The following is a 26,784-nucleotide window of genomic DNA, read 5'->3' as shown; positions in this document are numbered from 1 at the left end:
ATTGAATCCCTATGCGTGATCCAGCCCCTTCTGACACTCAAAAGAAGCGCGTCATTGTCGGCATGTCCGGCGGCGTGGACTCTTCCGTTTCCGCCCTCCTGCTGATCGAGCAGGGTTACGAGGTGGAAGGCCTGTTCATGAAGAACTGGGAAGAAGACGATGGAACGGAATACTGCACCGCCATGGATGACCTGGCGGACGCCCAGGCCGTGTGCGACAAGATTGGCATAAAGCTGCACACCGCCAACTTCGCCGCCGAGTACTGGGACAACGTGTTCGAGCACTTCCTGGCCGAATACAAGGCCGGTCGCACGCCGAACCCGGACATCCTGTGCAACCGCGAGATCAAGTTCAAGGCGTTCCTCGATTACGCCATGATGCTCGGTGCCGACCTGATCGCCACCGGCCACTACGTGCGCCGCCGTGACATCGACGGGCGCACTGAACTGCTCAAGGGCCTGGACGCGAACAAGGACCAGAGCTACTTCCTGCACGCCGTCGGCGGCGAACAGATCGCCAAGACCCTGTTCCCGGTCGGCGAACTGGAAAAGCCCGAAGTGCGCGCGATTGCCGAAAAATACCAACTCGCCACAGCGAAGAAAAAGGATTCCACCGGGATCTGTTTCATCGGCGAACGCCGTTTCAGCGACTTCCTCAAGCAATACCTGCCGGCCCAACCCGGTGAGATCAAGACCACCGAAGGTGAAGTCATCGGCCGTCACCACGGCCTGATGTACCACACCATCGGCCAGCGCCAGGGCCTGGGCATTGGCGGTTTGAAAGACGCGAGCGATGAGCCGTGGTACGTGCTGCGCAAGGATCTGGACACCAACGAGCTGATCGTCGGCCAGGGCAACAACCATCCGTGGCTGTTCTCAGGCGCCCTACTCGCTTCGGAAATCTATTGGGTCAACCCGATCGATCTGAGCCAGCCACGTCGCCTGACCGCCAAAGTGCGTTACCGCCAGGGCGATCAGGGCTGCATCCTCGAGCAAACCGCGAGCGGCTATCGTGCCGTGTTCGACGACCCGCAACGCGCGGTGACGCCAGGGCAGTCGGTAGTGTTCTATGACGGTGAAATCTGCCTCGGCGGCGGCGTGATTGAAGTTGCCGAGCCGTGGAGCGGCCAGGCATGAACCCCACTCAGGAGCAACTGACGGCACTGGGCGGGGTATTTCTTGCCGCTGTGCTGGTCGACCGCATCGCCAAGAGCGGCCAGACCAGCGAAGCAGGCCTGACTTGCATGCTCGGCAGCCTGCTGGTACGCGACCCGAAAGACACCCTGGACGTGTACGGCGGCGATGACCTCAATCTGCGTGAAGGCTATCGCGCATTGATCGGCGCCCTTGAACGCGACCCGAGCACTTTGCAGCGCGAACCCCTGCGCTACGCTTTGGCGATGCTCGGACTGGAGCGTCAATTGGCCAAGCGCAACGACATGCTCGACGTGATCGGCAAGCGTTTGCCGCAGATCCAGTCGCAGGTCGAGCACTTCGGCCCGGCTCACGAAAACGTGATTGCCGCGTGCGGCGCGCTGTATCAGGACACCCTGAGCACCCTGCGCCAGCGAATTCAGGTGCACGGCGACATGCGCAACCTGCAACAACCGAGCAATGCCTCGAAGATTCGCGCGTTGCTGCTCGCCGGGATTCGTTCGGCGCGCCTGTGGCGTCAGCTCGGCGGCCATCGCTGGCAGTTGGTGATCAGCCGGCGCAAGCTGCTCAAAGAGCTATATCCGCTGATGCGCAGCGACTGAATCGCCTGCAGCAAACGCTTTGAAGTCTGTATCGCGTAATACGCCGGTCAGTTGGCAACGGACCGGCGGAATTTTTCATGTATGATACGCGCCCCATTTCGTTGCCCGACTGTCCGAGAACACCCCATGCAGCTTTCTTCGCTCACTGCGGTTTCCCCTGTTGACGGCCGCTACGCCGGCAAAACCCAGGCCCTGCGCCCAATTTTCAGCGAATACGGCCTGATCCGTGCTCGCGTCCTGGTTGAAGTGCGCTGGCTCCAGCGCCTGGCTGCTCACCCTGGCATCAGTGAAGTGCCGGCGTTCTCCGCCGAAGCCAACGCTGTGCTTAACACCCTGGCGGACAACTTCGCTCTGGAGCACGCCGAGCGTGTCAAAGAGATTGAGCGCACCACCAACCACGACGTCAAAGCCATTGAGTACCTGCTCAAAGAGCAAGCGGCGAAGTTGCCGGAACTGGCAGCTGTCAGCGAATTCATCCACTTTGCCTGCACCAGCGAGGACATCAACAACCTGTCCCACGCCCTGATGCTGCGCGAAGGCCGTGATGACGTAATGCTGCCACTGATGCGCCAGACTGCTGAAGCCATCCGCGAACTGGCGATCCGCTTCGCCGACGTGCCGATGCTGTCGCGCACCCACGGTCAGCCGGCTTCGCCGACCACCCTGGGCAAAGAATTGGCGAACGTGGTTTATCGTCTTGAGCGTCAGATCGCTCAAGTCGCTGCCGTGCCACTGCTGGGCAAAATCAACGGCGCTGTGGGCAACTACAACGCACACCTGTCGGCCTACCCGCAGATCGACTGGGAAGAAAACGCCCGCGCCTTCATCGAAGACGAGCTGGGCCTGGGTTTCAACCCGTACACCACGCAGATCGAACCGCACGACTACATTGCCGAACTGTTCGACGCGATCGCCCGCTTCAACACCATCCTGATCGACTTCGACCGCGATATCTGGGGCTACATTTCCCTGGGTTATTTCAAGCAGCGCACCATCGCTGGCGAAATCGGTTCGTCGACCATGCCGCACAAGGTCAACCCGATCGACTTCGAGAACTCCGAAGGCAACCTGGGCATCGCCAACGCATTGTTCCAGCACCTGGCGAGCAAGCTGCCAATCTCCCGCTGGCAGCGCGACCTGACTGACTCCACCGTGTTGCGCAACCTCGGTGTCGGCTTCGCCCACAGCGTGATCGCGTACGAAGCCAGCCTCAAAGGCATCAGCAAGCTGGAGCTCAACGCCCAGAAGATCGCGGCTGACCTGGACGCGTGCTGGGAAGTATTGGCCGAGCCGATCCAGACCGTAATGCGTCGCTACAACATCGAAAACCCGTACGAAAAGCTGAAAGAATTGACTCGTGGCAAGGGCATCAGCCCGGAAGCGCTGCAAACTTTCATCGACGGCCTGGACATGCCTGCTGCCGCCAAGGCCGAGCTGAAACTGCTCACCCCGGCCAACTACATCGGCAACGCTGTAGACCAAGCCAAGCGCATCTGATCGACCGCTGTACCCGTTTGAGACGCCCGGCAGCGCCGGGCGTTTTTATTCCCGTCTGAAAAGTGCTTTTTTTCAATAGGTTACACATGAATCCTGACATTCCTCTTCAACTTCTGGGCGGTATCACGGCGCGCGAATTCATGCGCGACTACTGGCAGAAAAAACCGCTGCTGATCCGCCAGGCGATTCCCGATTTCGAAAGCCCGATCGATGCCGACGAACTGGCCGGCCTGGCGCTGGAAGAAGAAGTTGAATCGCGCCTGGTGATCGAAAACGGCGAGCGTCCCTGGGAATTACGCCGCGGCCCGTTCGCCGAAGACGAGTTCAGCAAACTGCCGGAAAAGGACTGGACCCTGCTGGTTCAGGCCGTTGACCAGTTTGTCCCGGAAGTCGCCGAGCTGCTGGAGAACTTCCGCTTCCTGCCAAGCTGGCGCGTCGACGACGTGATGATCAGCTTCGCCGCCCCCGGTGGCAGCGTCGGTCCGCACTTCGACAATTACGACGTGTTCCTGCTGCAAGGTCACGGCAAGCGCAACTGGAAAATCGGCCAGATGTGCGATTCCGAGAGCCCGCTGCTGCAACATGCGGACCTGCGCATCCTGGCTGAGTTTGAAGCCACTGATGAATGGGTCCTGGAACCGGGCGACATGCTGTACCTGCCGCCACGCCTGGCTCACTGCGGCGTGGCCGTCGACGACTGCCTGACCTATTCGGTCGGTTTCCGCGCGCCAAGTGCCGCTGAAGTGCTGACCCACTTCACCGACTTCCTCAGCCAGTTCCTGTCGGACGAAGAGCGTTACACCGACGCCGACGCCCAGCCGGTCGCCGATCCGCACCAGATTCAGCACGATGCACTTGGCCGCCTCAAAGGCCTGCTCGCCGAACACATGAGCGACGAGCGCCTGCTGCTGACCTGGTTCGGCCAGTTCATGACCGAACCGCGCTACCCGGAACTGGTAGTCGGCCCGGAAGAAATCGAAGAAGACGACCTGCTCGCCAGCCTCGAAGAAGGTGCGGTGCTGATCCGCAATCCAAGCGCGCGCCTGGCCTGGTCCGAAGTCGATGAAGACCTGCTGCTGTTCGCCAGCGGCCAGAGCCGTTACCTGCCGGGCAAGCTGCGCGAACTGTTGAAGATGATCTGCGCCGCTGATGCGCTGCACATTGATAACCTGGGCGAATGGCTGAGCGATGAAGACGGTCGCGGCCTGCTGTGCGAGCTGATCAAGCAAGGAAGCCTGGGGTTTGCCGATGAATAAAATTCACGTACGTGTCGCAGACTGGCAGAAGGACAACGCCGAGATCCGGCGCATTCGTGAGACGGTGTTCATCGCCGAGCAATCCGTTCCGCCCGAGCTGGAATGGGATGCCGATGACGCGACAGCGGTGCATTTCCTGGCCTTCGAAGGTGACTTCCCAATTGGCACTGCACGCCTTCTGCCTGACGGTCACGTCGGCCGGGTGTCAGTGCTCAAGGACTGGCGCGGTTTGAAGGTCGGTGATGCGCTGATGCAGGCGGTGATCGGCGAGGCCGAGGAGCGCGGGCTGAAGCAGCAGATGCTCAGTGCGCAGGTGCAGGCCACGGCGTTCTATGAGCGCCTGGGCTTCAACCTGGTCAGTGAGGAGTTCCTGGAAGCCGGGATTCCGCATGTGGACATGGTTCGCCATTCGGCGTGACACCGAGGTGACCCCTTCGCGAGCAAGCCCGCTCCCACAGAGATTTGTGAGTTGCCGCAGATTGCGGTGGCACCATCAATCCACTGTGGCTCCTACAGAGATTTGTGAGTTGCCGCAGATTGCGGTAACACCAACGATCCACTGTGGGAGCGGGCTTGCTCGCGAAGAGGTCCGAATGAACACCACAAAACGCCCCGCCATCCTCCCCGATGCCGGGGCGTTTTGCTGCGCGGGATTCAACTTGCCCCACCCCGAGCCGACATAATGGCAATATCAACACACCAAAATGGCGGAGATAACGGACATGTCCCTACGCACCCTGCTCACCACGCTGCTGCTGACCTGCAGTTTTTCGCTCAGCGCAGCCACCGAGATCGTGCCATTGAACTACCACACCAGTGCCGACATGCTACCGATGGCGCAGGATTTCATCGGCAAGGATGGCCAGGTCAGCGCCTACGGCAATCAGCTGATTGTCAACGCCGATCAACGCAAGATCGACGAACTTAAGACCCTTATCGGTCAGCTCGACACTGCACCAAAGCGCCTGTTGATCACCGTCGACACCAGCGAAAACAACTTCCAGGGCGATCAGGGTTATTCGATCAATGGCGCCAAGCCAAGCCAGACTCGCATCATCAACCGTAGCACCGCCAGCCGCGACGGTGGTATCCAGCAGATCCAGGCCAGCGAAGGTGCACCCGCGCTGATCCAGGTCGGCCAGAGCGTGCCGCTGACCAGCAGCCAGAGCGATTCCTACGGCGACCTGCGCAGCCAGACCGAATACCGCAACGTCACCCAAGGTTTCTACGTCACAGCCAGCGTCACCGGCGACATCGTCCACCTGGCCATCAGTACCAACCGTGACCGCATGAGCCAGGAACGTCCCGATGTAGTGAATGTGCAAAGCACCGACACAACAATCACGGGCCGCCTCGGCGAGTGGATCAACCTGGCCGGCGTGAATCGCGAGACCCAAGCCGACAAACAGGGCCTGACCCGCAGCTACTCGACCCAGGGCCGGGAAGACATGACCCTGCGGGTGAAAGTCGATACTTTGGACTAAACCCTCGAAAACTGACTGATTAGTCGTATTAGACCAAAGATGTAGTGCCTTAAAAAAAGCACTACAAAACGTTTGACGATCTAAAAAAGCAAAGGCATGATGGCCTCGCTCCCGCTAATCAGGGGCCCTGGCAAGGGCCTTCGAGGCGATGTTCGCACCTACCCCGCGAGCCGCTTCGTGTCTGTACCGCCCATAAGGTGTGTTTGACGAGATTGCCGACTGGAACGAAGTTGTCCCGAGGGACGGAAGCGTAATTAGGTAACCCGGCTCCACACTGAAGTCTGCACCACGGCCCACGATGCCCGAATGCGTTCGCCAGTTCGCCCTTACCTGCTCACTTCCCCTCGAGCCCATCGTTCATCCCGTCGCCAGTCCCGCCGAATCCGACTTGACCACCTAAGCTTCTGGTCGGCGAGCGCATGAATTTTCCACCGCAGAACAACTTTCCGTAAAAGACGCGACGAGGTTTATCTCCATGGCACTGACACGCGAACAGCAAATTGCAGCCCTCGAAAAAGACTGGGCTGAAAACCCGCGCTGGAAAGGCGTGACCCGCGCTTACTCCGCTGCTGACGTCGTCCGCCTGCGTGGCTCAGTTCAACCTGAGCACACCTTTGCAAAACTCGGCGCCGAGAAGCTGTGGAACCTGGTCACCCAGGGTGCCAAGCCGTCCTTCCGTCCAGATAAAGATTTCGTCAACTGCATGGGCGCCCTGACCGGCGGCCAGGCTGTACAACAAGTCAAAGCCGGTATCCAAGCGATCTACCTGTCTGGCTGGCAGGTTGCTGCGGACAACAACTCCGCCGAATCGATGTACCCGGATCAGTCGCTGTACCCGGTGGATTCGGTTCCAACCGTGGTCAAGCGCATCAACAACTCGTTCCGTCGTGCTGACCAGATCCAGTGGAAAGCCGGTAAAGGCCCGGGCGACGAAGGCTACATCGACTACTTCGCACCGATCGTGGCTGACGCCGAAGCCGGTTTTGGCGGCGTACTGAACGCCTACGAGCTGATGAAGAGCATGATCGAAGCAGGCGCCGCCGGCGTTCACTTCGAAGATCAGCTGGCTTCCGTGAAAAAATGCGGCCACATGGGCGGCAAGGTACTGGTTCCTACCCAGGAAGCTGTACAGAAGCTGACCGCTGCTCGTCTGGCAGCTGACGTTGCCGGTACTCCGACCATTATTCTGGCCCGTACCGACGCTAACGCAGCTGACCTGCTGACTTCCGATTGCGATCCGTATGACAAAGAGTTCGTGACTGGCGAACGTACCCAGGAAGGTTTCTACAAAGTGCGCGCTGGTCTCGACCAGGCAATCTCCCGCGGTCTGGCTTACGCGCCATACGCCGACCTGATCTGGTGCGAAACCGCCAAGCCGGATCTGGACGAGGCTCGTCGCTTCGCTGAAGCGATCAAGAAGGAATACCCGGACCAACTGCTGTCGTACAACTGCTCGCCTTCCTTCAACTGGAAGAAAAACCTGGACGACGCGACCATCGCCAAGTTCCAGCGCGAACTGTCCGCCATGGGCTACAAGCACCAGTTCATCACCCTGGCCGGCATTCACAACATGTGGCACAGCATGTTCAACCTGGCGCACGACTACGCCCGCAACGACATGACTGCCTACGTGAAACTGCAAGAGCAGGAGTTCGCAGACGCTTCCAAGGGTTACACCTTCGTGGCTCACCAGCAGGAAGTGGGCACCGGCTACTTCGACGACATGACCACCGTGATTCAAGGTGGCTCGTCCTCGGTTACCGCGCTGACCGGTTCGACTGAAGAAGAACAGTTCCACTGATCTGATTCATGCACTGCTAACGCCCCGACTGGTTCGGGGCGTTTTTTTGCCTGGGATTTCCCCTACACCGCAAACCCGTAGGAGCTGCCGCAGGCTGCGATCTTTTGATCTTGCCTCTCAAAAACAAAATCAAAAGATCGCAGCCTCGTTTCACTCGTCAGCTCCTACGTGCCTCCTACGCAACAACCCCGATATAAGACAACTTCTCAACCCACCACTCGACAAACACTTTAAAAACCCCGGCAAACAATAGTGATTATCATTCATGCAAAACTATGTTCGTTACATTTCATACAAAACAATATTGATGAAAAGCCGGCTAATGCCCGCAACGCATGGCCTCCGGCACCTTTGGCGTAGCCAATGTCCTTATTCCTATAAATAATTTCGCTATAGGAATTTTACTTGCGGGTTGATGTGCCATAAAATCAGCGGGATTGATTGCTGCGACATATCGTCACTGCGTTGTTTCTATTTCAAGCTCAGAGACCTTTGCTCTCTGTTAAGGATTTCCAGCATGCCCGAAGCGACAGGACTCATGGCCCACAACTGGGGCTTTGCCATTTTCCTTCTGGGCGTCGTCGGCCTCTGCGCCTTCATGCTTGGCGTCTCCAGCCTCCTTGGGTCAAAAGCCTGGGGCCGCAGCAAAAACGAACCGTTCGAGTCCGGCATGCTACCTACAGGTGGCGCCCGCTTGCGGCTCTCAGCCAAATTCTATCTGGTCGCGATGCTCTTCGTGATCTTCGATATCGAAGCCCTCTTTCTCTTTGCCTGGTCTGTGTCCGTCCGCGAAAGCGGCTGGACCGGATTCGTCGAAGCTCTCGTTTTCATAGCAATTCTGTTGGCAGGTCTTGTCTACCTGTTCCGAGTGGGCGCTCTTGATTGGGCTCCGGAAGCTCGTCGCAAGCGGCAGGCGAAGCTGAAACAATGAGGCTTTGGCAATGCAATACAATCTCACCAGGATCGACCCCGATGCTCCTAACGAGCAGTACCCGATTGGCGAGCGGGAAACCGTCGCCGATCCGTTAGAAGATCAAGTCCACAAAAACATTTTCATGGGCAAGCTCGAAGACGTGCTTAACGGCACCGTCAACTGGGGGCGCAAGAACTCCCTGTGGCCGTATAACTTCGGTCTTTCGTGCTGCTACGTGGAAATGACCACCGCCTTCACGGCGCCCCACGACATCGCGCGCTTTGGCGCCGAGGTTATCCGGGCATCACCGCGCCAGGCGGATTTCATGGTTATCGCCGGTACCTGCTTCATCAAGATGGCGCCGATCATTCAGCGTCTCTACGAGCAAATGCTCGAGCCGAAATGGGTTATCTCCATGGGTTCGTGCGCCAACTCCGGTGGCATGTACGACATCTACTCCGTCGTTCAAGGGGTGGACAAGTTCCTGCCCGTGGACGTCTACGTGCCTGGCTGCCCGCCTCGTCCTGAAGCTTTCCTGCAAGGCCTGATGCTGTTGCAGGAGTCGATTGGACAGGAGCGTCGTCCGCTTTCCTGGGTCGTCGGTGATCAAGGCGTGTACCGCGCCGAGATGCCTTCGCAAAAGGAACAGCGCCGCGAACAGCGAATCGCAGTCACCAACCTGCGCAGCCCCGACGAAGTCTGATCCAGATCTGCTTCTTTAATAGAACGAGAAACTGGCTTCATTCTTTACGTTGACCGAAAGCGATAAATAACCATGACTACAGGCAGTGCTCTGTACATCCCGCCTTATAAGGCAGACGACCAGGATGTGGTCGTCGAACTGAACAACCGTTTTGGCCCCGAGGCGTTCACCGCCCAGCCGACCCGCACTGGCATGCCGGTGCTTTGGGTTGCCCGCGCCAAACTCTTCGAAGTCCTGAGCTTCCTGCGCAACCTGCCCAAGCCGTACGTCATGCTCTATGACCTGCACGGCGTGGACGAGCGCCTGCGCACCAAGCGTCAAGGCCTGCCAAGCGGCGCTGACTTCACCGTGTTCTATCACCTGATGTCGATCGAACGTAATAGTGACGTGATGATCAAGGTCGCCTTGTCCGAGAGCGACCTCAGCGTACCGACCGTCACCAGCATTTGGCCAAACGCCAACTGGTACGAGCGTGAAGTCTGGGACATGTACGGGATCGACTTCAAAGGTCACCCGCACCTGACCCGCATCATGATGCCGCCGACCTGGGAAGGTCACCCGCTGCGCAAGGACTTCCCGGCCCGTGCCACCGAGTTCGATCCGTTCAGCCTGACCCTGGCCAAACAACAGCTTGAGGAAGAAGCCGCGCGCTTCAAGCCTGAAGACTGGGGCATGAAGCGGTCCGGGGTGAACGAGGACTACATGTTCCTCAACCTAGGTCCGAACCACCCTTCTGCGCACGGTGCGTTCCGCATCATCCTGCAGCTGGACGGCGAAGAGATCGTCGACTGCGTGCCTGATGTCGGTTACCACCACCGTGGTGCCGAGAAGATGGCCGAGCGTCAGTCCTGGCACAGCTTCATTCCGTACACCGACCGTATCGACTACCTCGGCGGCGTGATGAACAACCTGCCGTACGTGCTCTCCGTCGAGAAGCTGGCCGGCATCAAGGTGCCCGAGAAGGTCGACGTCATCCGCATCATGATGGCCGAGTTTTTCCGGATCACCAGCCACCTGCTGTTCCTGGGTACCTATATCCAGGACGTCGGCGCCATGACCCCGGTGTTCTTCACCTTCACCGACCGCCAGAAGGCGTACACGGTGATTGAAGCCATCACTGGCTTCCGTCTGCACCCGGCCTGGTACCGCATCGGTGGCGTCGCCCACGACCTGCCGCGCGGCTGGGAAAAACTGGTCAAGGACTTCGTCGAGTGGATGCCCAAGCGTCTGGACGAATACCAGAAAGCCGCCCTGGACAACAGCATCCTCAAAGGCCGGACCATCGGCGTCGCGGCGTACAACACCAAGGAAGCCTTTGAATGGGGCGTCACGGGTGCAGGCCTGCGTTCGACCGGTTGCGACTTCGACCTGCGTAAAGCGCGCCCGTATTCCGGTTACGAGAACTTCGAGTTCGAAGTGCCGCTGGCGGTCAATGGCGATGCCTACGATCGTTGCATCGTGCGCGTCGAAGAAATGCGCCAGAGCATCAAGATCATCGAGCAGTGCATGCGCAACATGCCGGAAGGCCCGTACAAGGCGGATCACCCGCTGACTACGCCGCCACCGAAAGAGCGCACGCTGCAGCACATCGAGACCCTGATCACGCACTTCCTGCAAGTTTCGTGGGGCCCGGTCATGCCGGCCAACGAATCCTTCCAGATGATCGAAGCGACCAAGGGCATCAACAGTTATTACCTGACGAGCGATGGCGGCACCATGAGCTACCGCACCCGGATTCGCACCCCAAGCTTCCCGCACCTGCAGCAGATCCCTTCGGTGATCAAAGGCAGCATGGTCGCGGACTTGATTGCGTACCTGGGTAGTATCGATTTCGTTATGGCCGACGTGGACCGCTAAGCATGAACAGCACGCTTATCCAGACAGACCGTTTCACCTTGAGTGAAACCGAGCGCTCGGCCATCGAGCACGAGCTGCATCACTACGAAGACCCGCGCGCGGCGTCGATCGAAGCCCTGAAGATCGTCCAGAAGGAACGTGGCTGGGTGCCTGATGGCGCCCTGTACGCCATCGGCGAGATGCTCGGCATTCCGGCCAGCGACGTTGAAGGGGTGGCCACTTTCTATAGCCAGATCTTCCGTCAGCCAGTTGGTCGTCACATCATTCGCGTCTGCGACAGCATGGTCTGCTACATCGGCGGCCATGAATCGGTGGTCAGCGAAATCCAGAGCAATCTGGGCATCGGCCTGGGTCAGACCACCGCCGACGGTCGTTTCACCCTGCTGCCGGTCTGCTGCCTCGGCAACTGTGACAAGGCGCCGGCGTTGATGATCGACGACGACACTTTCGGTGATGTGCAGCCTGCCGGCGTTGCCAAATTGCTCGAGGGCTACGTATGACCCTGACTTCCTTCGGTCCTGCCAACCGCATCCAGCGGTCGGCCGAGACCCACCCGCTGACCTGGCGCCTGCGTGACGATGGCGAGGCCGTGTGGCTCGACGAGTACCAGGCCAAGAACGGTTACGCGGCAGCGCGTAAAGCCTTCGCCGACATGGCCCAGGACGACATCGTCCAGACCGTGAAAGACGCCGGCCTCAAAGGCCGCGGCGGTGCAGGCTTCCCCACGGGTGTTAAGTGGGGCCTGATGCCGAAAGACGAATCCATCAACATCCGCTACCTGCTGTGCAACGCGGATGAAATGGAGCCGAACACCTGGAAAGACCGCATGCTGATGGAGCAACTGCCCCATCTGCTGATCGAAGGCATGCTGATCAGTGCTCGCGCGCTGAAAACCTACCGTGGCTACATCTTCCTGCGTGGCGAATACACCACCGCCGCCAAGCACCTCAACCGTGCGGTAGAAGAAGCCAAGGCAGCCGGCCTGCTGGGCAAGAACATCCTGGGCAGCGGCTTCGATTTCGAGCTGTTCGTCCACACCGGCGCCGGGCGTTACATCTGCGGTGAAGAAACCGCACTGATCAACTCCCTCGAAGGCCGCCGCGCCAACCCGCGCTCCAAGCCGCCCTTCCCTGCCGCCGTTGGCGTGTGGGGCAAGCCGACTTGCGTGAACAACGTTGAAACCCTGTGCAACGTCCCGGCGATCATCGCCGACGGCGTGGACTGGTACAAATCGTTGGCCCGTGAAGGCAGTGAAGACATGGGCACCAAGCTCATGGGTTTCTCCGGCAAGGTCAAGAACCCGGGCCTGTGGGAACTGCCGTTCGGCGTCACTGGCCGCGAGTTGTTCGAAGACTACGCCGGCGGCATGCGCGATGGCTTCAAGCTCAAGGCCTGGCAGCCAGGCGGCGCCGGCACCGGTTTCCTGTTGCCGGAACACCTCGACGCACAAATGTATGCCGGCGGCATCGCCAAGGTGGGCACCCGTATGGGTACCGGCCTGGCCATGGCGGTCGACGACAGCGTCAACATGGTGTCCTTGCTGCGCAACATGGAAGAGTTCTTCTCCCGTGAGTCGTGCGGTTTCTGCACCCCGTGCCGTGACGGTCTGCCGTGGAGCGTCAAGCTCCTGCGCGCGATCGAGAACGGTGAAGGGCAAGCCGGCGACATCGAGACCCTGCTGGGTCTGGTCGGTTTCCTCGGCCCGGGCAAGACCTTCTGTGCTCACGCACCGGGCGCCGTGGAGCCGTTGGGCAGCGCGATCAAATACTTCCGCCACGAGTTCGAAGCCGGCATCGCGCCCACCAGCGCCGCCGTCCCGCCTCTGGCCAGGCCGATCGTAGTCGGCGCGTAAACGCTTAAAAAAGGCGAAGGGTCCGTGCCCTTCGCCTTCTCGTTCGATGACGCCTTTCGAGGCTGTTCTGATTCGCACGAATAACAAGATTCCATTAGCCACGCCCGCTGACACCGGGCCAACGAAGAACTTTGAACCATGGCCACTATCCACGTAGACGGCAAAGAGCTCGAAGTCGATGGGGCAGACAACCTGTTACAGGCATGTCTGTCGCTAGGCCTCGATATCCCGTATTTCTGCTGGCACCCCGCCCTAGGCAGCGTTGGCGCTTGCCGCCAGTGTGCGGTCAAGCAGTACACCGACGAAAATGACAAGCGCGGTCGGATCGTCATGTCCTGCATGACCCCTGCTACCGACGGCAGCTGGATCTCCATCGACGACGAAGAAGCGAAAGTGTTTCGCGCCAGCGTCGTTGAATGGCTGATGACCAACCACCCCCACGACTGCCCGGTCTGTGAGGAAGGCGGTCACTGCCACCTGCAAGACATGACCGTGATGACCGGCCACAACGAGCGCCGTTATCGGTTCACCAAGCGTACTCACCAGAACCAGCAACTGGGCCCGTTCATTTCCCACGAGATGAACCGGTGCATCGCTTGCTACCGCTGCGTGCGCTTTTATAAAGACTATGCCGGCGGCACCGATCTCGGTGTGTTTGGCGCCCACGACAACGTGTACTTCGGTCGCGTTGAAGACGGCACCCTGGAAAGCGAGTTCTCCGGCAACCTCACCGAGGTCTGCCCGACCGGTGTGTTCACCGACAAGACTCACTCCGAGCGTTACAACCGCAAGTGGGACATGCAGTTCTCGCCGAGCATCTGCCATGGCTGCTCCAGCGGTTGCAACATCTCCCCGGGTGAACGTTACGGCGAACTGCGTCGGATCGAAAACCGTTTCAACGGTTCGGTCAACCAGTACTTCCTGTGCGACCGTGGCCGTTTCGGCTATGGCTACGTCAACCGCGAAGACCGTCCACGTCAGCCATTGCTGGCCAACGGCGCCAAGCTGACGCTCGACGAAGCGCTGGATAAAGCCTCCGACCTGCTGCGCGGACGCAACATCGTCGGTATCGGTTCGCCCCGTGCCAGCCTTGAAAGCAACTTCGCACTGCGCGAACTGGTCGGTGCCGAGCACTTCTACTCCGGTATCGAAGCCGCCGAGCTGGATCGCATCCGCTTGGTCATGCAGGTTCTGAAAGACAGCCCGCTGCCGATCCCGAACATGCGCGACATCGAAGACCACGACGCGATCTTCGTCCTTGGTGAAGACCTGACCCAGACTGCCGCCCGTATGGCGCTGTCCCTGCGTCAATCGGTCAAGGGCAAAGCCGAAGACATGGCCGACGCCATGCGCGTTCAGCCGTGGCTCGACGCTGCGGTGAAGAACATCGGCCAGCACGAGATGAACCCACTGTTCATCGCCAGCCTGGCTGAAACCAAGCTCGACGATATCGCCGAAGAATGCGTTCACGCGGCTCCGGACGATCTGGCGCGCATCGGTTTCGCTGTGGCTCACGCCCTCGATGCCAGCGCCCCAGCGGTTGAAGGCCTCGACACTGAAGCCCTCGACCTGGCTCAGCGCATTGCCGACGCCCTGCTCGCGGCCAAACGTCCGCTGATCATTGCCGGCACTTCGCTGGGTTCCAAGGCGCTGATCGAAGCGGCCGCCAACATCGCCAAAGCATTGAAGCTGCGCGAGAAGAACGGTTCCATCAGCCTGATCGTGCCAGAGGCCAACAGCCTCGGCCTGGCCATGCTCGGTGGTGATTCGGTCGACGACGCGTTGCAAGCCGTTATCGACGGCAAGGCTGATGCCATCGTCGTGCTGGAAAACGACCTGTACACCCGCACTGACAAGGCCAAGGTCGATGCTGCCCTGAACGCCGCGAAAGTGCTGATCGTCGCCGACCATCAGAAAACCGCCACCAGCGATCGCGCGCACCTGGTTCTGCCAGCCGCCAGCTTCGCTGAAGGCGACGGTACTTTGGTCAGCCAGGAAGGCCGCGCCCAGCGTTTCTTCCAGGTGTTCGATCCGAAGTACATGGATGCCAGCATCCTGGTTCACGAAGGCTGGCGCTGGCTGCATGCCCTGCGCGCGACCCTGTTGAACCAGCCGATCGACTGGACCCAACTGGACCACGTTACCGCTGCCGTCGCTTCGAGCACGCCGCAACTGGCGCGTATCGTTGATGCCGCTCCATCCGCCGCGTTCCGCATCAAGGGCATGAAACTGGCCCGTGAACCGCTGCGTTACTCCGGTCGTACCGCCATGCGCGCCGATATCAGCGTGCACGAACCGCGTACCCCGCAGGACAACGACACCGCGTTCAACTTCTCGATGGAAGGTTACTCGGGCTCGGCCGAACCACGTCAGCAAGTGCCATTTGCCTGGTCTCCGGGCTGGAACTCGCCGCAGGCCTGGAACAAGTTCCAGGACGAAGTCGGTGGTCATATCCGCGCTGGCGACCCGGGCACCCGCCTGATCGAAAGCAATGGTGATGCGCTGAACTGGTTTGCCGCCGTTCCTCGTGCGTTCAACCCGGCTGCAGGTACCTGGCAGGTCGTGCCGTTCTTCCATCTGTTCGGCAGCGAAGAGAACTCTTCCAAGGCCGCGCCGGTTCAAGAGCGCATTCCAGCCGCCTACGTCGCCCTGGCCAAATCCGAAGCCGATCGCCTGGGTGTCAACGAAGGTGCCCTGCTGAGCTTGAACGTTGCCGGCCAGACCCTGCGTCTGCCACTGCGTATCAATGAAGAGCTGGGTGCCGGTCTGGTGGCATTGCCAGCGGGCATCGCCGGTATTCCACCGGCGATTTTCGGCAAATCCGTTGACGGTCTGCAGGAGGCAGCTCAATGACCTGGTTCACGCCTGAAGTGATTGACGTGATCATCGCGGTCCTCAAGGCCATCGTGATTCTGCTCGCCGTGGTGGTGTGCGGCGCGCTGCTGAGCTGGGTCGAGCGTCGTCTGCTCGCCCTCTGGCAGGACCGTTACGGTCCGAACCGCGTCGGCCCGTTCGGCGCGTTCCAGATCGCGGCCGACATGATCAAGATGTTCTTCAAGGAAGACTGGACTCCGCCGTTCGCCGACAAGATGATCTTCACCCTGGCACCGGTCGTGGCCATGAGCGCCCTGCTGATTGCCTTCGCGATCATCCCGATCACCCCGACCTGGGGCGTGGCGGACATCAACATCGGCATCCTGTTCTTCTTCGCCATGGCTGGCCTGTCGGTCTACGCGGTGCTGTTCGCCGGTTGGTCGAGCAACAACAAGTTCGCCCTGCTGGGCAGCTTGCGGGCCTCGGCACAGACCGTGTCGTACGAAGTGTTCATGGGCCTGTCGCTGATGGGCATCGTGATCCAGGCCGGCTCGTTCAACATGCGCGACATCGTCGAATACCAAGCGCAAAACATGTGGTTCATCATTCCGCAGATCCTCGGTTTCCTGACCTTCTTCATCGCTGGCGTCGCCGTGACTCACCGTCACCCGTTCGACCAGCCGGAAGCGGAACAGGAACTGGCCGACGGTTACCACATTGAATACGCCGGCATGAAATGGGGCATGTTCTTCGTTGGCGAGTACATCGGCATCGTGTTGATTTCGGCGCTGCTGGTGACCTTGTTCTTCGGTGGCTGGCATGGCCCGTTCGGCATTCTGCCGCAGATCCCGTTCATCTGGTTCGCGCTGAAAACCGCGTTCTTCATCATGATCTTCATCCTGCTGCGCGCCGCGATTCCGCGCCCACGGTATGACCAAGTGATGGATTTCGGCTGGAAGTTCTGCTTGCCGCTGACCCTCGTCAACATGCTGGTGACCGCTGCGATCGTGTTGCTCAACACGCCCGCCGTCGCGGCTCAGTGAGGATAGAGAATCATGAAGTACATTATTGACATCGTGCTTGGCTTCTTCACCCAGCTTCGCAGCCTGGTGATGATCTTCGGCCATGCCTTCCGCAAGCGCGACACGCTGCAGTACCCGGAGGAGCAGGTCTACCTGCCGCCGCGCTACCGTGGCCGTATCGTCCTGACCCGCGACCCCGATGGCGAGGAGCGTTGTGTAGCCTGCAACCTGTGCGCCGTGGCGTGCCCGGTTGGCTGCATCTCGCTGCAGAAAGCTGAAACCGAAGACGGTCGCTGGTACCCGGACTTCTTCCGCATCAACTTCTCGCGCTGCATTTTCTGCGGCCTCTGCGAGGAAGCCTGCCCGACCACCGCGATCCAGCTGACACCGGATTTCGAGATGGCCGAGTTCAAACGTCAGGACCTGGTTTACGAGAAAGAAGATCTGCTGATCTCCGGCCCCGGCAAAAACCCTGATTACAACTTCTATCGTGTTGCAGGTATGGCGATTGCCGGGAAGCCGAAAGGCTCCGCGCAAAATGAAGCCGAACCGATCAACGTGAAGAGCTTGCTGCCTTAAGGAAGAAAGATGGAATTCGCTTTCTATTTCGCATCGGGTATCGCTGTAGTGGCCACGCTTCGCGTGATCACTCACACCAACCCCGTGCACGCCCTGCTCTACCTGATCATTTCGCTGATCGCCGTGGCCATGACGTTCTTTGCCCTCGGCGCACCGTTTGCCGGTGTCCTGGAGGTGATCGCCTACGCTGGCGCCATCATGGTGCTGTTCGTGTTCGTGGTGATGATGCTCAACCTTGGCCCGGCCTCGGTTCAGCAAGAGCGCGTCTGGCTCAAGCCCGGTATCTGGCTCGGCCCAACCATTCTTGGCGTGCTCCTGCTGGTTGAACTGCTGTATGTGCTGTTCGCCGATCAGAGCGGCCAGGCCATCGGCCACACCACCGTAGAAGCCAAGGCCGTGGGTATCACCCTGTTCGGTCCGTACCTGCTGGTGGTCGAACTTGCCTCGATGCTGCTGCTTGCTGCAGCCGTCACGGCATTCCACTTGGGCCGCAACGAAGCCAAGGAGCAATGACGATGCCTGCTATCCCCTTGGAACATGGCCTGGCGGTTGCCGGCATCCTGTTCTGCCTCGGTCTGGTCGGCCTGATGGTCCGCCGCAACATACTCTTCGTGCTGATGAGCCTGGAGATCATGATGAATGCCTCCGCCCTGGCCTTCATCGTTGCCGGTAGCCGCTGGGGTCAGCCAGATGGACAGATCATGTTCATCCTGGTGATCAGCCTGGCAGCCGCCGAGGCCAGTATTGGCCTGGCGATCCTGTTGCAGCTGTATCGCCGCTTCCACACTCTCGATATCGACGCTGCCAGCGAGATGCGCGGATGAATCTTCTCTATCTGACTTTCGTATTCCCACTCATCGGTTTCCTGCTGCTGTCGTTCTCCCGGGGACGCTTTTCGGAAAACCTTTCGGCGCTGATCGGCGTCGGCTCCATTGGCCTGTCGGCGATCGTCACTGCTTATGTGATCTGGCAATTCAACGTCGCCCCGCCGGAAGGCGGTCACTACACCCAGGTGTTGTGGCAGTGGATGGCGGTTGAAGGCTTCACGCCGAACTTCGCCCTGTACCTGGATGGCCTGTCGGTGACCATGCTGGGTGTGGTGGTCGGCGTCGGCTTCCTGATCCACCTGTTCGCGTCCTGGTACATGCGCGGTGAAGACGGTTACTCGCGCTTCTTCGCCTACACCAACCTGTTTATCGCCAGCATGCTGTTCCTGATCCTGGGCGATAACCTGTTGTTCCTGTACTTCGGCTGGGAAGGCGTGGGCCTGTGCTCGTATCTGTTGATCGGTTTCTACTACAGCAACCGCAACAACGGTAACGCGGCACTCAAGGCCTTTATCGTGACCCGCATCGGCGACGTGTTCATGGCCATCGGCCTGTTCATCCTGTTCGTGCAGCTGGGTACGCTGAACATCCAGGAACTGCTGGTAGTGGCACCGCAGAAGTTCCAGGTCGGTGACTTCTGGATCGTCCTGGCGACCCTGATGCTGCTGGGCGGTGCTGTTGGTAAATCGGCGCAACTGCCACTGCAAACCTGGCTGGCGGATGCGATGGCCGGTCCCACCCCGGTTTCGGCACTGATCCACGCCGCGACCATGGTGACCGCCGGTGTCTACCTGATCGCCCGTACCCACGGCCTGTTCGCGCTGGCCCCGGACATCCTGCAACTGGTCGGTATCGTTGGCGGTGTGACCCTGGTGCTGGCAGGTTTTGCTGCACTGGTGCAGACCGACATCAAACGTATCCTCGCCTACTCGACCATGAGCCAGATCGGCTACATGTTCCTGGCCCTGGGCGTTGGCGCATGGGATGGCGCGATCTTCCACCTGATGACCCACGCCTTCTTCAAGGCGCTGCTGTTCCTTGCCTCCGGTGCGGTGATCGTTGCCTGCCACCACGAGCAGAACATCTTCAAGATGGGCGGCCTGTGGAAGAAACTGCCACTGGCCTACGCCAGCTTCATCGTCGGCGGTGCGGCACTGTCTGCCCTGCCACTGGTGACCGCAGGCTTCTACTCCAAGGACGAAATCCTCTGGGAAGCGTTCGCCAGCGGCAACCACGGTCTGCTCTACGCAGGTCTGGTCGGCGCGTTCATGACTTCGCTGTACACCTTCCGCCTGATCTTCATCGCGTTCCACGGTGAAGCAAAGACCGAGGCGCACGCGGGTCACGGCATCGCTCACTGGCTGCCACTGTCGGTGCTGATCGTGCTGTCGACCTTCGTCGGCGCGATGATCGTTCCGCCTCTGCACGGCGTGCTGCCGCAAAGCGTCGGCCATGCCGGCGGCGAAGCCAAGCACAGCCTGGAAATCGCTTCGGGCGCCATCGCCCTGGCCGGGATCCTGCTGGCCGCGCTGCTGTTCCTGGGCAAGCGTCGTTTCGTCACTGCAATCGCCAACAGCGGCATCGGCCGCTTCCTTTCGGCCTGGTGGTTCGCTGCCTGGGGCTTCGACTGGATCTACGACAAACTGTTCGTCAAGCCATACCTTGCGATCAGCCACGTACTGCGCAAAGACCCACTGGACCAGACCATCGGCCTGATCCCACGTATGGCCAAGGGCGGCCACAACGCCCTGAGCCGTACCGAAACCGGTCAACTGCGTTGGTACGCGGCCTCGATGGCAGCCGGCTCCGTGCTGGTCATCGGCGCCATCGTGCTGGTAGCGGTCTGAATATGAACCTTGCGAACTTGCGAAAGGAATTGAGCCCGTCATGATTCTGCCTTGGCTAATCCTGATCCCCTTCATCGGCGGCCTGCTGTGCTGGATGGGTGAGCGCTTCGGCGCTACCCTCCCGCGTTGGATTGCGCTGATCACCATGTCCCTGTTGCTTGGCATCGGCCTCTGGCTGTGGGCAACCGGCAACTATTCATTTGCCCCGGCGCCTGGCGCCGATCCGACCTGGGCGCTTGAGTTCAAGCACACCTGGATCCAGCGCTTCGGCATCAGCGTGCACCTGGCCCTCGACGGCCTGTCGCTGCTGATGATCCTGCTGACCGGTCTGCTGGGTATCCTCTCGGTACTGTGTTCGTGGAAAGAGATTCAACGTCACGTTGGCTTCTTCCACCTGAACCTGATGTGGATCCTGGGCGGTGTCGTCGGCGTGTTCCTCGCCCTCGACCTGTTCATGTTCTTCTTCTTCTGGGAAATGATGCTGGTGCCGATGTACTTCCTCATCGCGCTCTGGGGTCACAGTTCTTCGGACGGCAAGAAAACCCGGATCTACGCGGCGACCAAGTTCTTCATCTTCACCCAGGCTTCCGGCCTGATCATGTTGGTGGCGATCCTGGGCCTGGTGCTGGTCAACTTCAACAGCACCGGCGTGATCACGTTCAACTACGCCGACCTGCTGAAAACCAAGATGTCGCTCACCACCGAGTACATCCTGATGCTCGGCTTCTTCATCGCCTTCGCGGTGAAGCTGCCCGTCGTGCCGTTCCACTCCTGGTTGCCTGACGCTCACGCCCAGGCGCCGACCGCAGGTTCCGTGGACCTGGCCGGTATCCTGTTGAAGACGGCGGCCTACGGCCTGCTGCGTTTCGCCCTGCCGCTGTTCCCGAATGCCTCGGCCGAGTTCGCGCCGATCGCCATGACCCTGGGTCTGATCGGGATTTTCTACGGTGCGTTCCTGGCGTTCGCGCAAACCGACATCAAGCGTCTGATTGCCTTCTCGTCCGTTTCCCACATGGGCTTCGTACTGATTGGCATCTACTCGGGCAGCCAACTGGCACTGCAGGGCGCAGTGATGCAAATGCTCGCCCACGGTGTTTCGGCAGCGGCACTCTTTATCCTGAGTGGCCAGTTGTACGAACGCACCCACACCCGCGACATGCGTCAGATGGGTGGCCTGTGGTCGAAGATCGCCTACCTGCCGGCTATCAGCCTGTTCTTCGCGGCAGCGTCCCTGGGCTTGCCGGGAACCGGTAACTTCGTCGGTGAATTCCTGATCCTGATCGGCACCTTCGCCAGCGCCCCATGGATCACGGCGATTGCCACGACCGGCCTGGTGTTCGGCTCGGTTTACTCGCTGATCATGATCCACCGTGCCTACTTCGGCCCGTCCAAGTCGGACGCGGTGCTGCATGGCATGGATGCTCGCGAACTGATCATGGTGCTGGGTCTCGCGGTACTGCTGATTTACCTCGGCGTGTACCCGCAACCGTTCCTCGACACCTCTGCCGCTACCATGCATGGCGTGCAGCAATGGCTCAGTACCGCCTTCACTCAACTCGCTTCGGCCCGGTAAGAGCGCTATGGAATTCACGACTCAACACTTTATCGCGCTGGCGCCGCTGTTGATCACCACCGTCACGATTATCGTGGTGATGCTGGCGATTGCCTGGCGCCGTAACCACTCGCAGACCTTCCTGATTTCCGTGGCAGGTCTGAACCTGGCGCTGCTGTCGATCCTCCCAGCCCTGAAAGTCGCGCCCCTGGCCGTGACTCCGTTGCTGCAGATCGATAGCTTCGCCTGCCTGTACATGGCGCTGATCCTGGTCGCCACCCTCGCCTGTGTAACCCTCGCCCACGCCTACCTCGGCGATGGCGGCTCGGGTTACCCGGGCAACCGTGAAGAACTTTACCTGCTGATCCTGTTGTCCGCCCTCGGCGGCCTGGTGCTGGTCAGCGCGCAGCACCTGGCCGGGTTGTTCATCGGTCTGGAACTGCTTTCGGTACCGGTCTACGGCCTGGTGGCGTATGCCTTCTTCAACAAGCGTTCGCTGGAAGCCGGCATCAAGTACATGGTGCTGTCGGCTGCCGGTTCCGCGTTTCTGTTGTTCGGCATGGCCCTGCTCTACGCCGACTCCGGCAGCCTGAGCTTCGTCGGCATCGGCCAGGCCATCGCCGCTACCGGCCTGCCAAGCTCGCTGGCGCAACTGGGCCTGGGCATGATGCTCATCGGCCTGGCGTTCAAGCTGTCACTGGTACCGTTCCACCTGTGGACCCCGGACGTCTACGAAGGTGCTCCGGCACCGGTCGCAGCCTATCTGGCTACTGCGTCGAAAGTGGCCGTGTTCGCCGTGATGGTGCGCCTGTTCCAGATCTCGCCAGCGGCGAGCAGCGGTGTACTGAGCGACGTGCTGACCGTGATCGCCATTGCGTCGATCCTGTTCGGTAACCTGCTGGCACTGACCCAAAGCAACCTCAAGCGTCTGCTGGGTTACTCGTCCATCGCCCACTTCGGCTACCTGCTGATCGCCCTGGTGGCGAGCAAAGGCCTGGCCGTGGAAGCCATCGGCGTGTACCTGGTCACCTACGTCATCACCAGCCTCGGCGCATTCGGCGTGATCACGCTGATGTCCTCGCCGTACAACGGTCGTGACGCCGACGCCCTGTACGAATACCGCGGCCTGTTCTGGCGCCGTCCGTACCTGACGGCCGTCCTGACCGTGATGATGCTGTCCCTGGCCGGCATCCCGCTGACCGCCGGCTTCATCGGCAAGTTCTACATCATCGCTACCGGTGTCGAGTCGCACCAATGGTGGCTGGTCGGCTCCCTGGTACTGGGCAGCGCCATCGGCGTTTTCTACTATCTGCGCGTGATGGTCACCCTGTACCTGATCGAGCCGAACCTGCGCCGCCACGATGCACAGCTGCACTGGGAACAACGTGCCGGCGGCGTGATGCTGCTGGCCATTGCCCTGGTAGCGTTCTTCCTCGGCGTCTACCCACAACCGCTGCTGACGCTGGTGCAGCAGGCCGTGTTGGCGGGCTGATTGGCTGGTTGATACTCGGTTGAAACAGAAACGGCACCTTCGGGTGCCGTTTTTGCGTTTTAGGGATCTGTAGGATTTTTTACCGCTGCCTTCCCACCGTCCCCGATTTCCGAAATCTCTCGCTGTTTTCCCCGCCTCGTCCTACATCCAGCAATGGGTGTCCGGCTTTATCCTGAGTGGCTTCCTGACTGAGCGTCCAACCTGAGGGTGATCGATGAACCGTGAGATTTTTTCCGAGCTGGTGGAGGGATTTGACTCGTTTATAGCCAACCGCCGGCGCACCGTCGCGCCACGAGCCTACCCAACGAAACAATGCTCTTGGGCACCTGCCATTTGCGAAGAGTCATACACCTTTGCTGTTCGACCAAATTCTGGCTATATTTGTCCAGAATATGGGAGAACTACGATGATCATCGTTCCGTTGGCCGAAGCGAAAAACAATCTGTCCAAACTCGTGGATGAGGCTGCTGCGGGAAAAATCATCACGATTGCCAAGCACGGTCGTGCACTTGCGCGACTGGTTCCAGTGGGGAAATTCTCTGGACAGCGGATCGGTGCGATGAAGGGCAAACTGGTGCTGCCAGCCGACTTCGACGCTCCCCTGCCTGACGATATGCTGGATGCCTTTGAGGGCACGGCGCGATGAGGCTGTTGATCGACACTCACATTTTGCTCTGGACGCTCAGTGATGATCCTCGATTATCTGGCAAGGCCAGAAAACTGATTGAGGGTGCTGCCGACATCTACGTAAGCGTGGCGTCTTTCTGGGAGATGGCGATCAAGGTCGGGATTGGAAAACTGGAAGTAGACCTGGAAGAAATCCGCCAGTATTGCCTCGAGAGCGGATTCATCGAACTGCCAGTGACTTCGGAACATGCCATTACTGTAAAAGACCTCGATCACCACCATCGAGATCCGTTTGACCGGCTAATAGTCGCGACCGCGATGTCAGAGCCAATGAAACTCCTTACCGCCGATCCTGTCATGGCCAAGTACACGGACCTAGCCATTCTGGTCTGAGCTTCATGCAAAAATAATGTCGACCAACCTGACGCCATCGCGAGCAGGCTCGGCTCCTACAGGGACCTGTGGTGCTCGATGGATTTGTGAGCGACACATAGTCCTGTGGGAGCAAGGCTTGCCCGCGATGGCGGTGGGTGGTTCAGCCAGCAATGGTGTTGACTGACCTGACGCCATCGCGGGCAAGCCCGGCTCCCACAATGACTGCGTTGGTGCTCAGGATTTGTGACCGGCGCAAACCCCTGTGGGAGTGAGCCTGCTCGCGATGGCGGTGGTTCAGCCAGCAATGGTGTTGACTGCCATGACGCTATCGCGAGCAGGCTCACTCCTACAGGGACCTGTGGTGCTCGATGGATTTGTGAGCGACACATAGTCCTGTGGGAGCAAGGCTTGCCCGCGATGGCGGTGGGTGGTTCAGCCAGCAATGGTGTTGACTGACCTGACGCCATCGCGGGCAAGCCCGGCTCCCACAATGACTGCGTTGGTGCTCAGGATTTGTGACCGGCGCAAACCCCTGTGGGAGTGAGCCTGCTCGCGATGGCGGTGGTTCAGCCAGCAATGGTGTTGACTGACATGACGCTATCGCGAGCAGGCTCACTCCTACAGGGACCCGTGGTGATCGCTGGATTTGTCAGCGACACATAATCCTGTGGGAGCAAGGCTTGCCCGCGATGGTGGTGGGTCAGTCAACAACAATGTCGACTGACCTGACGCCATCGCGGGCAAGCCCGGCTCCCACAGGGTTCTTTTACTTAGGCGCGTTCGCCCAGGATTTCAGCAGGTCGTTGTAGTTCACAGTTTCGCCTTTAGGCTTCTCGTTCGCCAGTTTTGGTTTCGGAGCGCCAGGCTGATCAAACCAGTACTGGGCATCCCGTTCCGGGTTCATTTTCGGACCGCACACCGGTTGAGCCTTGGAGCGCTCGAGCCGGGTCATGATCGCGTCCTGATCCTTGGCCAGGCCGTCCAGTGCCTGCTGTGGAGTTTTCTCGCCGCTGGCCGCTTCGGCGATGTGGCTCCACCACAATTGTGCGAGGCGTGGATAGTCAGGCACGTTGGTGCCGGTCGGGGTCCATTGCACACGGGCCGGGCTGCGGTAGAATTCCACCAGGCCACCGAGTTTCGGCGCGAGGTCGGTCATGGCCTGCGAGTTGATGTCCGATTCACGAATCGGCGTCAGGCCGACGATGGTTTTCTTCAGCGATACCGTTTTCGAGGTCACGAACTGCGCGTACAGCCAGGCCGCGAGTTTCTGTTTCTCAGGCGTGGATTTCATGAACGTCCACGAACCCACGTCCTGATACCCCAGCTTCATGCCCTCTTCCCAATATGGGCCGCGCGGTGACGGCGCCATGCGCCATTTCGGCGTGCCGTCGGCATTCACCACCGGCAAACCCGGTTTGGTCATGTCAGCGGTAAACGCGGTGTACCAGAAAATCTGCTGGGCGATGTTGCCCTGGGACGGCACCGGGCCCGACTCGGAGAAGGTCATGCCCGCCGCTTCCGGTGGCGCATAGGCCTTCATCCAGTCAACGTATTTCTGCGTCGCGTAAACCGCTGCCGGGCCGTTGGTGTCGCCGCCACGGGTCACGCTGGAGCCGACCGGGTGGCAGTCCTCGACACGAATGCCCCACTCGTCCACCGGCAAACCATTGGGGATGCCCTTGTCGCCGCCACCGGCCATGGAGAACCAGGCATCGGTGAAGCGCCAGCCCAGCGACGGGTCTTTCTTGCCGTAGTCCATGTGTCCGTAGATGCGCTTGCCGTCGATTTCCTTGACGTCTTCGCTGAAAAACTTGGCGATGTCTTCATAGGCCGACCAGTTCACCGGTACGCCCAACTCATAACCGTACTTTTCCTTGAACTTGGCTTTCAGGTCCGGCCGTTCAAACCAGTCGGCGCGGAACCAGTAGAGGTTGGCGAACTGCTGATCCGGCAGTTGGTAGATCTTGCCGTCCGGCGCAGTGGTGAAGGAAATGCCGATGAAATCCTTGATATCCAGGGTTGGCGAGGTGAAGTCCTTGCCTTCGTTGACCATCAGGTCGGTGATCGATTCGGTCTTGCCGTAACGGAAGTGCGTGCCGATCAAATCGGAGTCGTTGACCCAGCCGTCATAGATGCTCTTGTCCGACTGCATCACGGTTTGCAGCTTCTCCACCACATCGCCTTCCTGCAGCAGGTCGTGGGTCAGCTTGATCCCGGTGATCTCGGTGAAGGCCTTGGCCAGTACCTTGGACTCGTATTCGTGTGTAGTCAGGGTTTCCGAGACCACCTTGATATTCATCCCGCGAAACGGCTCGGCGGCCTTGATAAACCACTTCAGCTCTTCGAGCTGCTGCTCCGGCGTCAAGGTGGACGGCTTGAACTCGCTGCCAATCCACTTCTTCGCGGCGTCTTCATAGGCATCAGCCCAGGCGGCAGCGCTCAATCCGCTGAGTGCCAGCATGGCTGCCAATGAAACGCTATGTCGCAGCTTATTGTTTTTGTCGAACATAGAGACCTCCTGTTTGAGTTT

Annotated in this window: 23 protein-coding genes; 22 read left to right on the top strand and 1 reads right to left on the bottom strand. The window is 59.8% G+C overall.

Annotated features, from left to right (window positions below; genetic code table 11):
• Positions 1-11 precede the first annotated feature (11 nt).
• The 22 genes from mnmA to ACYZTK_RS25305 all read left to right on the top strand — a co-directional run bounded on the left by mnmA (position 12) and on the right by ACYZTK_RS25305 (position 24,272).
• Entirely contained in the window at positions 12-1,136 is a 1,125-nt protein-coding gene (gene mnmA, locus ACYZTK_RS25410; protein ID WP_462012336.1) for a tRNA 2-thiouridine(34) synthase MnmA, read from the top strand.
• On the top strand, positions 1,133-1,756 hold the full coding sequence (gene hflD / locus ACYZTK_RS25405) for a high frequency lysogenization protein HflD (protein WP_462012335.1): 624 nt from the start codon (positions 1,133-1,135) through the stop codon (positions 1,754-1,756). Before mnmA ends, hflD begins: the two co-directional genes overlap by 4 nt.
• 126 nt (positions 1,757-1,882) lie before the next feature.
• On the top strand, positions 1,883-3,253 hold the full coding sequence (purB, locus tag ACYZTK_RS25400; protein WP_462012334.1) for an adenylosuccinate lyase: 1,371 nt from the start codon (positions 1,883-1,885) through the stop codon (positions 3,251-3,253).
• Between the two features lie 86 nt (positions 3,254-3,339).
• Positions 3,340-4,509 (top strand): ribosomal protein uL16 3-hydroxylase, encoded by a 1,170-nt coding sequence (locus ACYZTK_RS25395; RefSeq protein ID WP_462012333.1) that lies wholly within the window; start codon positions 3,340-3,342, stop codon positions 4,507-4,509.
• Positions 4,502-4,927: a GNAT family N-acetyltransferase gene (locus ACYZTK_RS25390; protein WP_462012332.1), complete on the top strand. Its 426-nt coding sequence runs from the start codon at positions 4,502-4,504 to the stop codon at positions 4,925-4,927. Before ACYZTK_RS25395 ends, ACYZTK_RS25390 begins: the two co-directional genes overlap by 8 nt.
• Positions 4,928-5,231: 304 nt before the next feature.
• Positions 5,232-5,993: a secretin N-terminal domain-containing protein gene (locus ACYZTK_RS25385; protein WP_462012331.1), complete on the top strand. Its 762-nt coding sequence runs from the start codon at positions 5,232-5,234 to the stop codon at positions 5,991-5,993.
• 475 nt (positions 5,994-6,468) lie between these two features.
• Positions 6,469-7,794 carry an isocitrate lyase gene (gene aceA, locus ACYZTK_RS25380; protein WP_461954783.1) on the top strand — a complete coding sequence of 442 codons (1,326 nt, stop codon included), beginning with the start codon at positions 6,469-6,471 and terminating at the stop codon, positions 7,792-7,794.
• A gap of 517 nt (positions 7,795-8,311) precedes the next feature.
• Positions 8,312-8,725: an NADH-quinone oxidoreductase subunit A gene (locus ACYZTK_RS25375; protein WP_003223812.1), complete on the top strand. Its 414-nt coding sequence runs from the start codon at positions 8,312-8,314 to the stop codon at positions 8,723-8,725.
• Between the two features lie 10 nt (positions 8,726-8,735).
• Complete coding sequence (locus tag ACYZTK_RS25370) at positions 8,736-9,410, top strand: NuoB/complex I 20 kDa subunit family protein (protein ID WP_462012330.1); 675 nt, start codon at positions 8,736-8,738, stop codon at positions 9,408-9,410.
• 72 nt (positions 9,411-9,482) lie between these two features.
• The gene (gene nuoC / locus ACYZTK_RS25365) at positions 9,483-11,267 is read left to right on the top strand and encodes an NADH-quinone oxidoreductase subunit C/D (protein WP_462012329.1); all 1,785 of its coding nucleotides are present in this window, start codon (positions 9,483-9,485) and stop codon (positions 11,265-11,267) included.
• Between the two features lie 2 nt (positions 11,268-11,269).
• Complete coding sequence (nuoE, locus tag ACYZTK_RS25360) at positions 11,270-11,767, top strand: NADH-quinone oxidoreductase subunit NuoE (protein ID WP_461954785.1); 498 nt, start codon at positions 11,270-11,272, stop codon at positions 11,765-11,767.
• Positions 11,764-13,119 carry an NADH-quinone oxidoreductase subunit NuoF gene (gene nuoF / locus ACYZTK_RS25355; protein ID WP_462012328.1) on the top strand — a complete coding sequence of 452 codons (1,356 nt, stop codon included), beginning with the start codon at positions 11,764-11,766 and terminating at the stop codon, positions 13,117-13,119. The genes nuoE and nuoF overlap by 4 nt, the downstream gene beginning before the upstream one ends.
• Positions 13,120-13,257: 138 nt before the next feature.
• The gene (gene nuoG, locus ACYZTK_RS25350) at positions 13,258-15,972 is read left to right on the top strand and encodes an NADH-quinone oxidoreductase subunit NuoG (RefSeq protein WP_462012327.1); all 2,715 of its coding nucleotides are present in this window, start codon (positions 13,258-13,260) and stop codon (positions 15,970-15,972) included.
• Positions 15,969-16,976 carry an NADH-quinone oxidoreductase subunit NuoH gene (gene nuoH, locus ACYZTK_RS25345; protein ID WP_462012326.1) on the top strand — a complete coding sequence of 336 codons (1,008 nt, stop codon included), beginning with the start codon at positions 15,969-15,971 and terminating at the stop codon, positions 16,974-16,976. The genes nuoG and nuoH overlap by 4 nt, the downstream gene beginning before the upstream one ends.
• A 9-nt stretch (positions 16,977-16,985) precedes the next feature.
• Complete coding sequence (gene nuoI / locus ACYZTK_RS25340) at positions 16,986-17,534, top strand: NADH-quinone oxidoreductase subunit NuoI (RefSeq protein WP_462014973.1); 549 nt, start codon at positions 16,986-16,988, stop codon at positions 17,532-17,534.
• Between the two features lie 9 nt (positions 17,535-17,543).
• Positions 17,544-18,047: an NADH-quinone oxidoreductase subunit J gene (nuoJ, locus tag ACYZTK_RS25335; protein WP_462012325.1), complete on the top strand. Its 504-nt coding sequence runs from the start codon at positions 17,544-17,546 to the stop codon at positions 18,045-18,047.
• Between the two features lie 2 nt (positions 18,048-18,049).
• Positions 18,050-18,358 carry an NADH-quinone oxidoreductase subunit NuoK gene (gene nuoK, locus ACYZTK_RS25330; RefSeq protein WP_010458852.1) on the top strand — a complete coding sequence of 103 codons (309 nt, stop codon included), beginning with the start codon at positions 18,050-18,052 and terminating at the stop codon, positions 18,356-18,358.
• Positions 18,355-20,208: an NADH-quinone oxidoreductase subunit L gene (gene nuoL, locus ACYZTK_RS25325; RefSeq protein ID WP_462012324.1), complete on the top strand. Its 1,854-nt coding sequence runs from the start codon at positions 18,355-18,357 to the stop codon at positions 20,206-20,208. Before nuoK ends, nuoL begins: the two co-directional genes overlap by 4 nt.
• A gap of 40 nt (positions 20,209-20,248) precedes the next feature.
• On the top strand, positions 20,249-21,781 hold the full coding sequence (nuoM, locus tag ACYZTK_RS25320; RefSeq protein ID WP_462012323.1) for an NADH-quinone oxidoreductase subunit M: 1,533 nt from the start codon (positions 20,249-20,251) through the stop codon (positions 21,779-21,781).
• Between the two features lie 7 nt (positions 21,782-21,788).
• On the top strand, positions 21,789-23,252 hold the full coding sequence (gene nuoN, locus ACYZTK_RS25315) for an NADH-quinone oxidoreductase subunit NuoN (protein WP_462012322.1): 1,464 nt from the start codon (positions 21,789-21,791) through the stop codon (positions 23,250-23,252).
• Between the two features lie 214 nt (positions 23,253-23,466).
• Positions 23,467-23,898, top strand: coding sequence for a type II toxin-antitoxin system Phd/YefM family antitoxin (locus ACYZTK_RS25310; protein ID WP_462012321.1), 432 nt, complete (start codon positions 23,467-23,469; stop codon positions 23,896-23,898).
• Positions 23,895-24,272 (top strand): type II toxin-antitoxin system VapC family toxin, encoded by a 378-nt coding sequence (locus ACYZTK_RS25305; RefSeq protein WP_462012320.1) that lies wholly within the window; start codon positions 23,895-23,897, stop codon positions 24,270-24,272. Before ACYZTK_RS25310 ends, ACYZTK_RS25305 begins: the two co-directional genes overlap by 4 nt.
• Before the next feature lie 748 nt (positions 24,273-25,020).
• On the opposite strand, the gene ACYZTK_RS25300 is transcribed toward ACYZTK_RS25305, so the two are convergent.
• Entirely contained in the window at positions 25,021-26,763 is a 1,743-nt protein-coding gene (locus tag ACYZTK_RS25300; protein WP_462012319.1) for an ABC transporter substrate-binding protein, read from the bottom strand.
• Positions 26,764-26,784: the final 21 nt, after the last annotated feature.

The sequence above is a fragment of the Pseudomonas sp. LB3P31 genome (genome assembly GCF_054897945.1).
The sequence above is the reverse complement of the archived record's forward strand: the minus strand, read 5'-3'. Positions and strand labels throughout refer to the sequence as shown.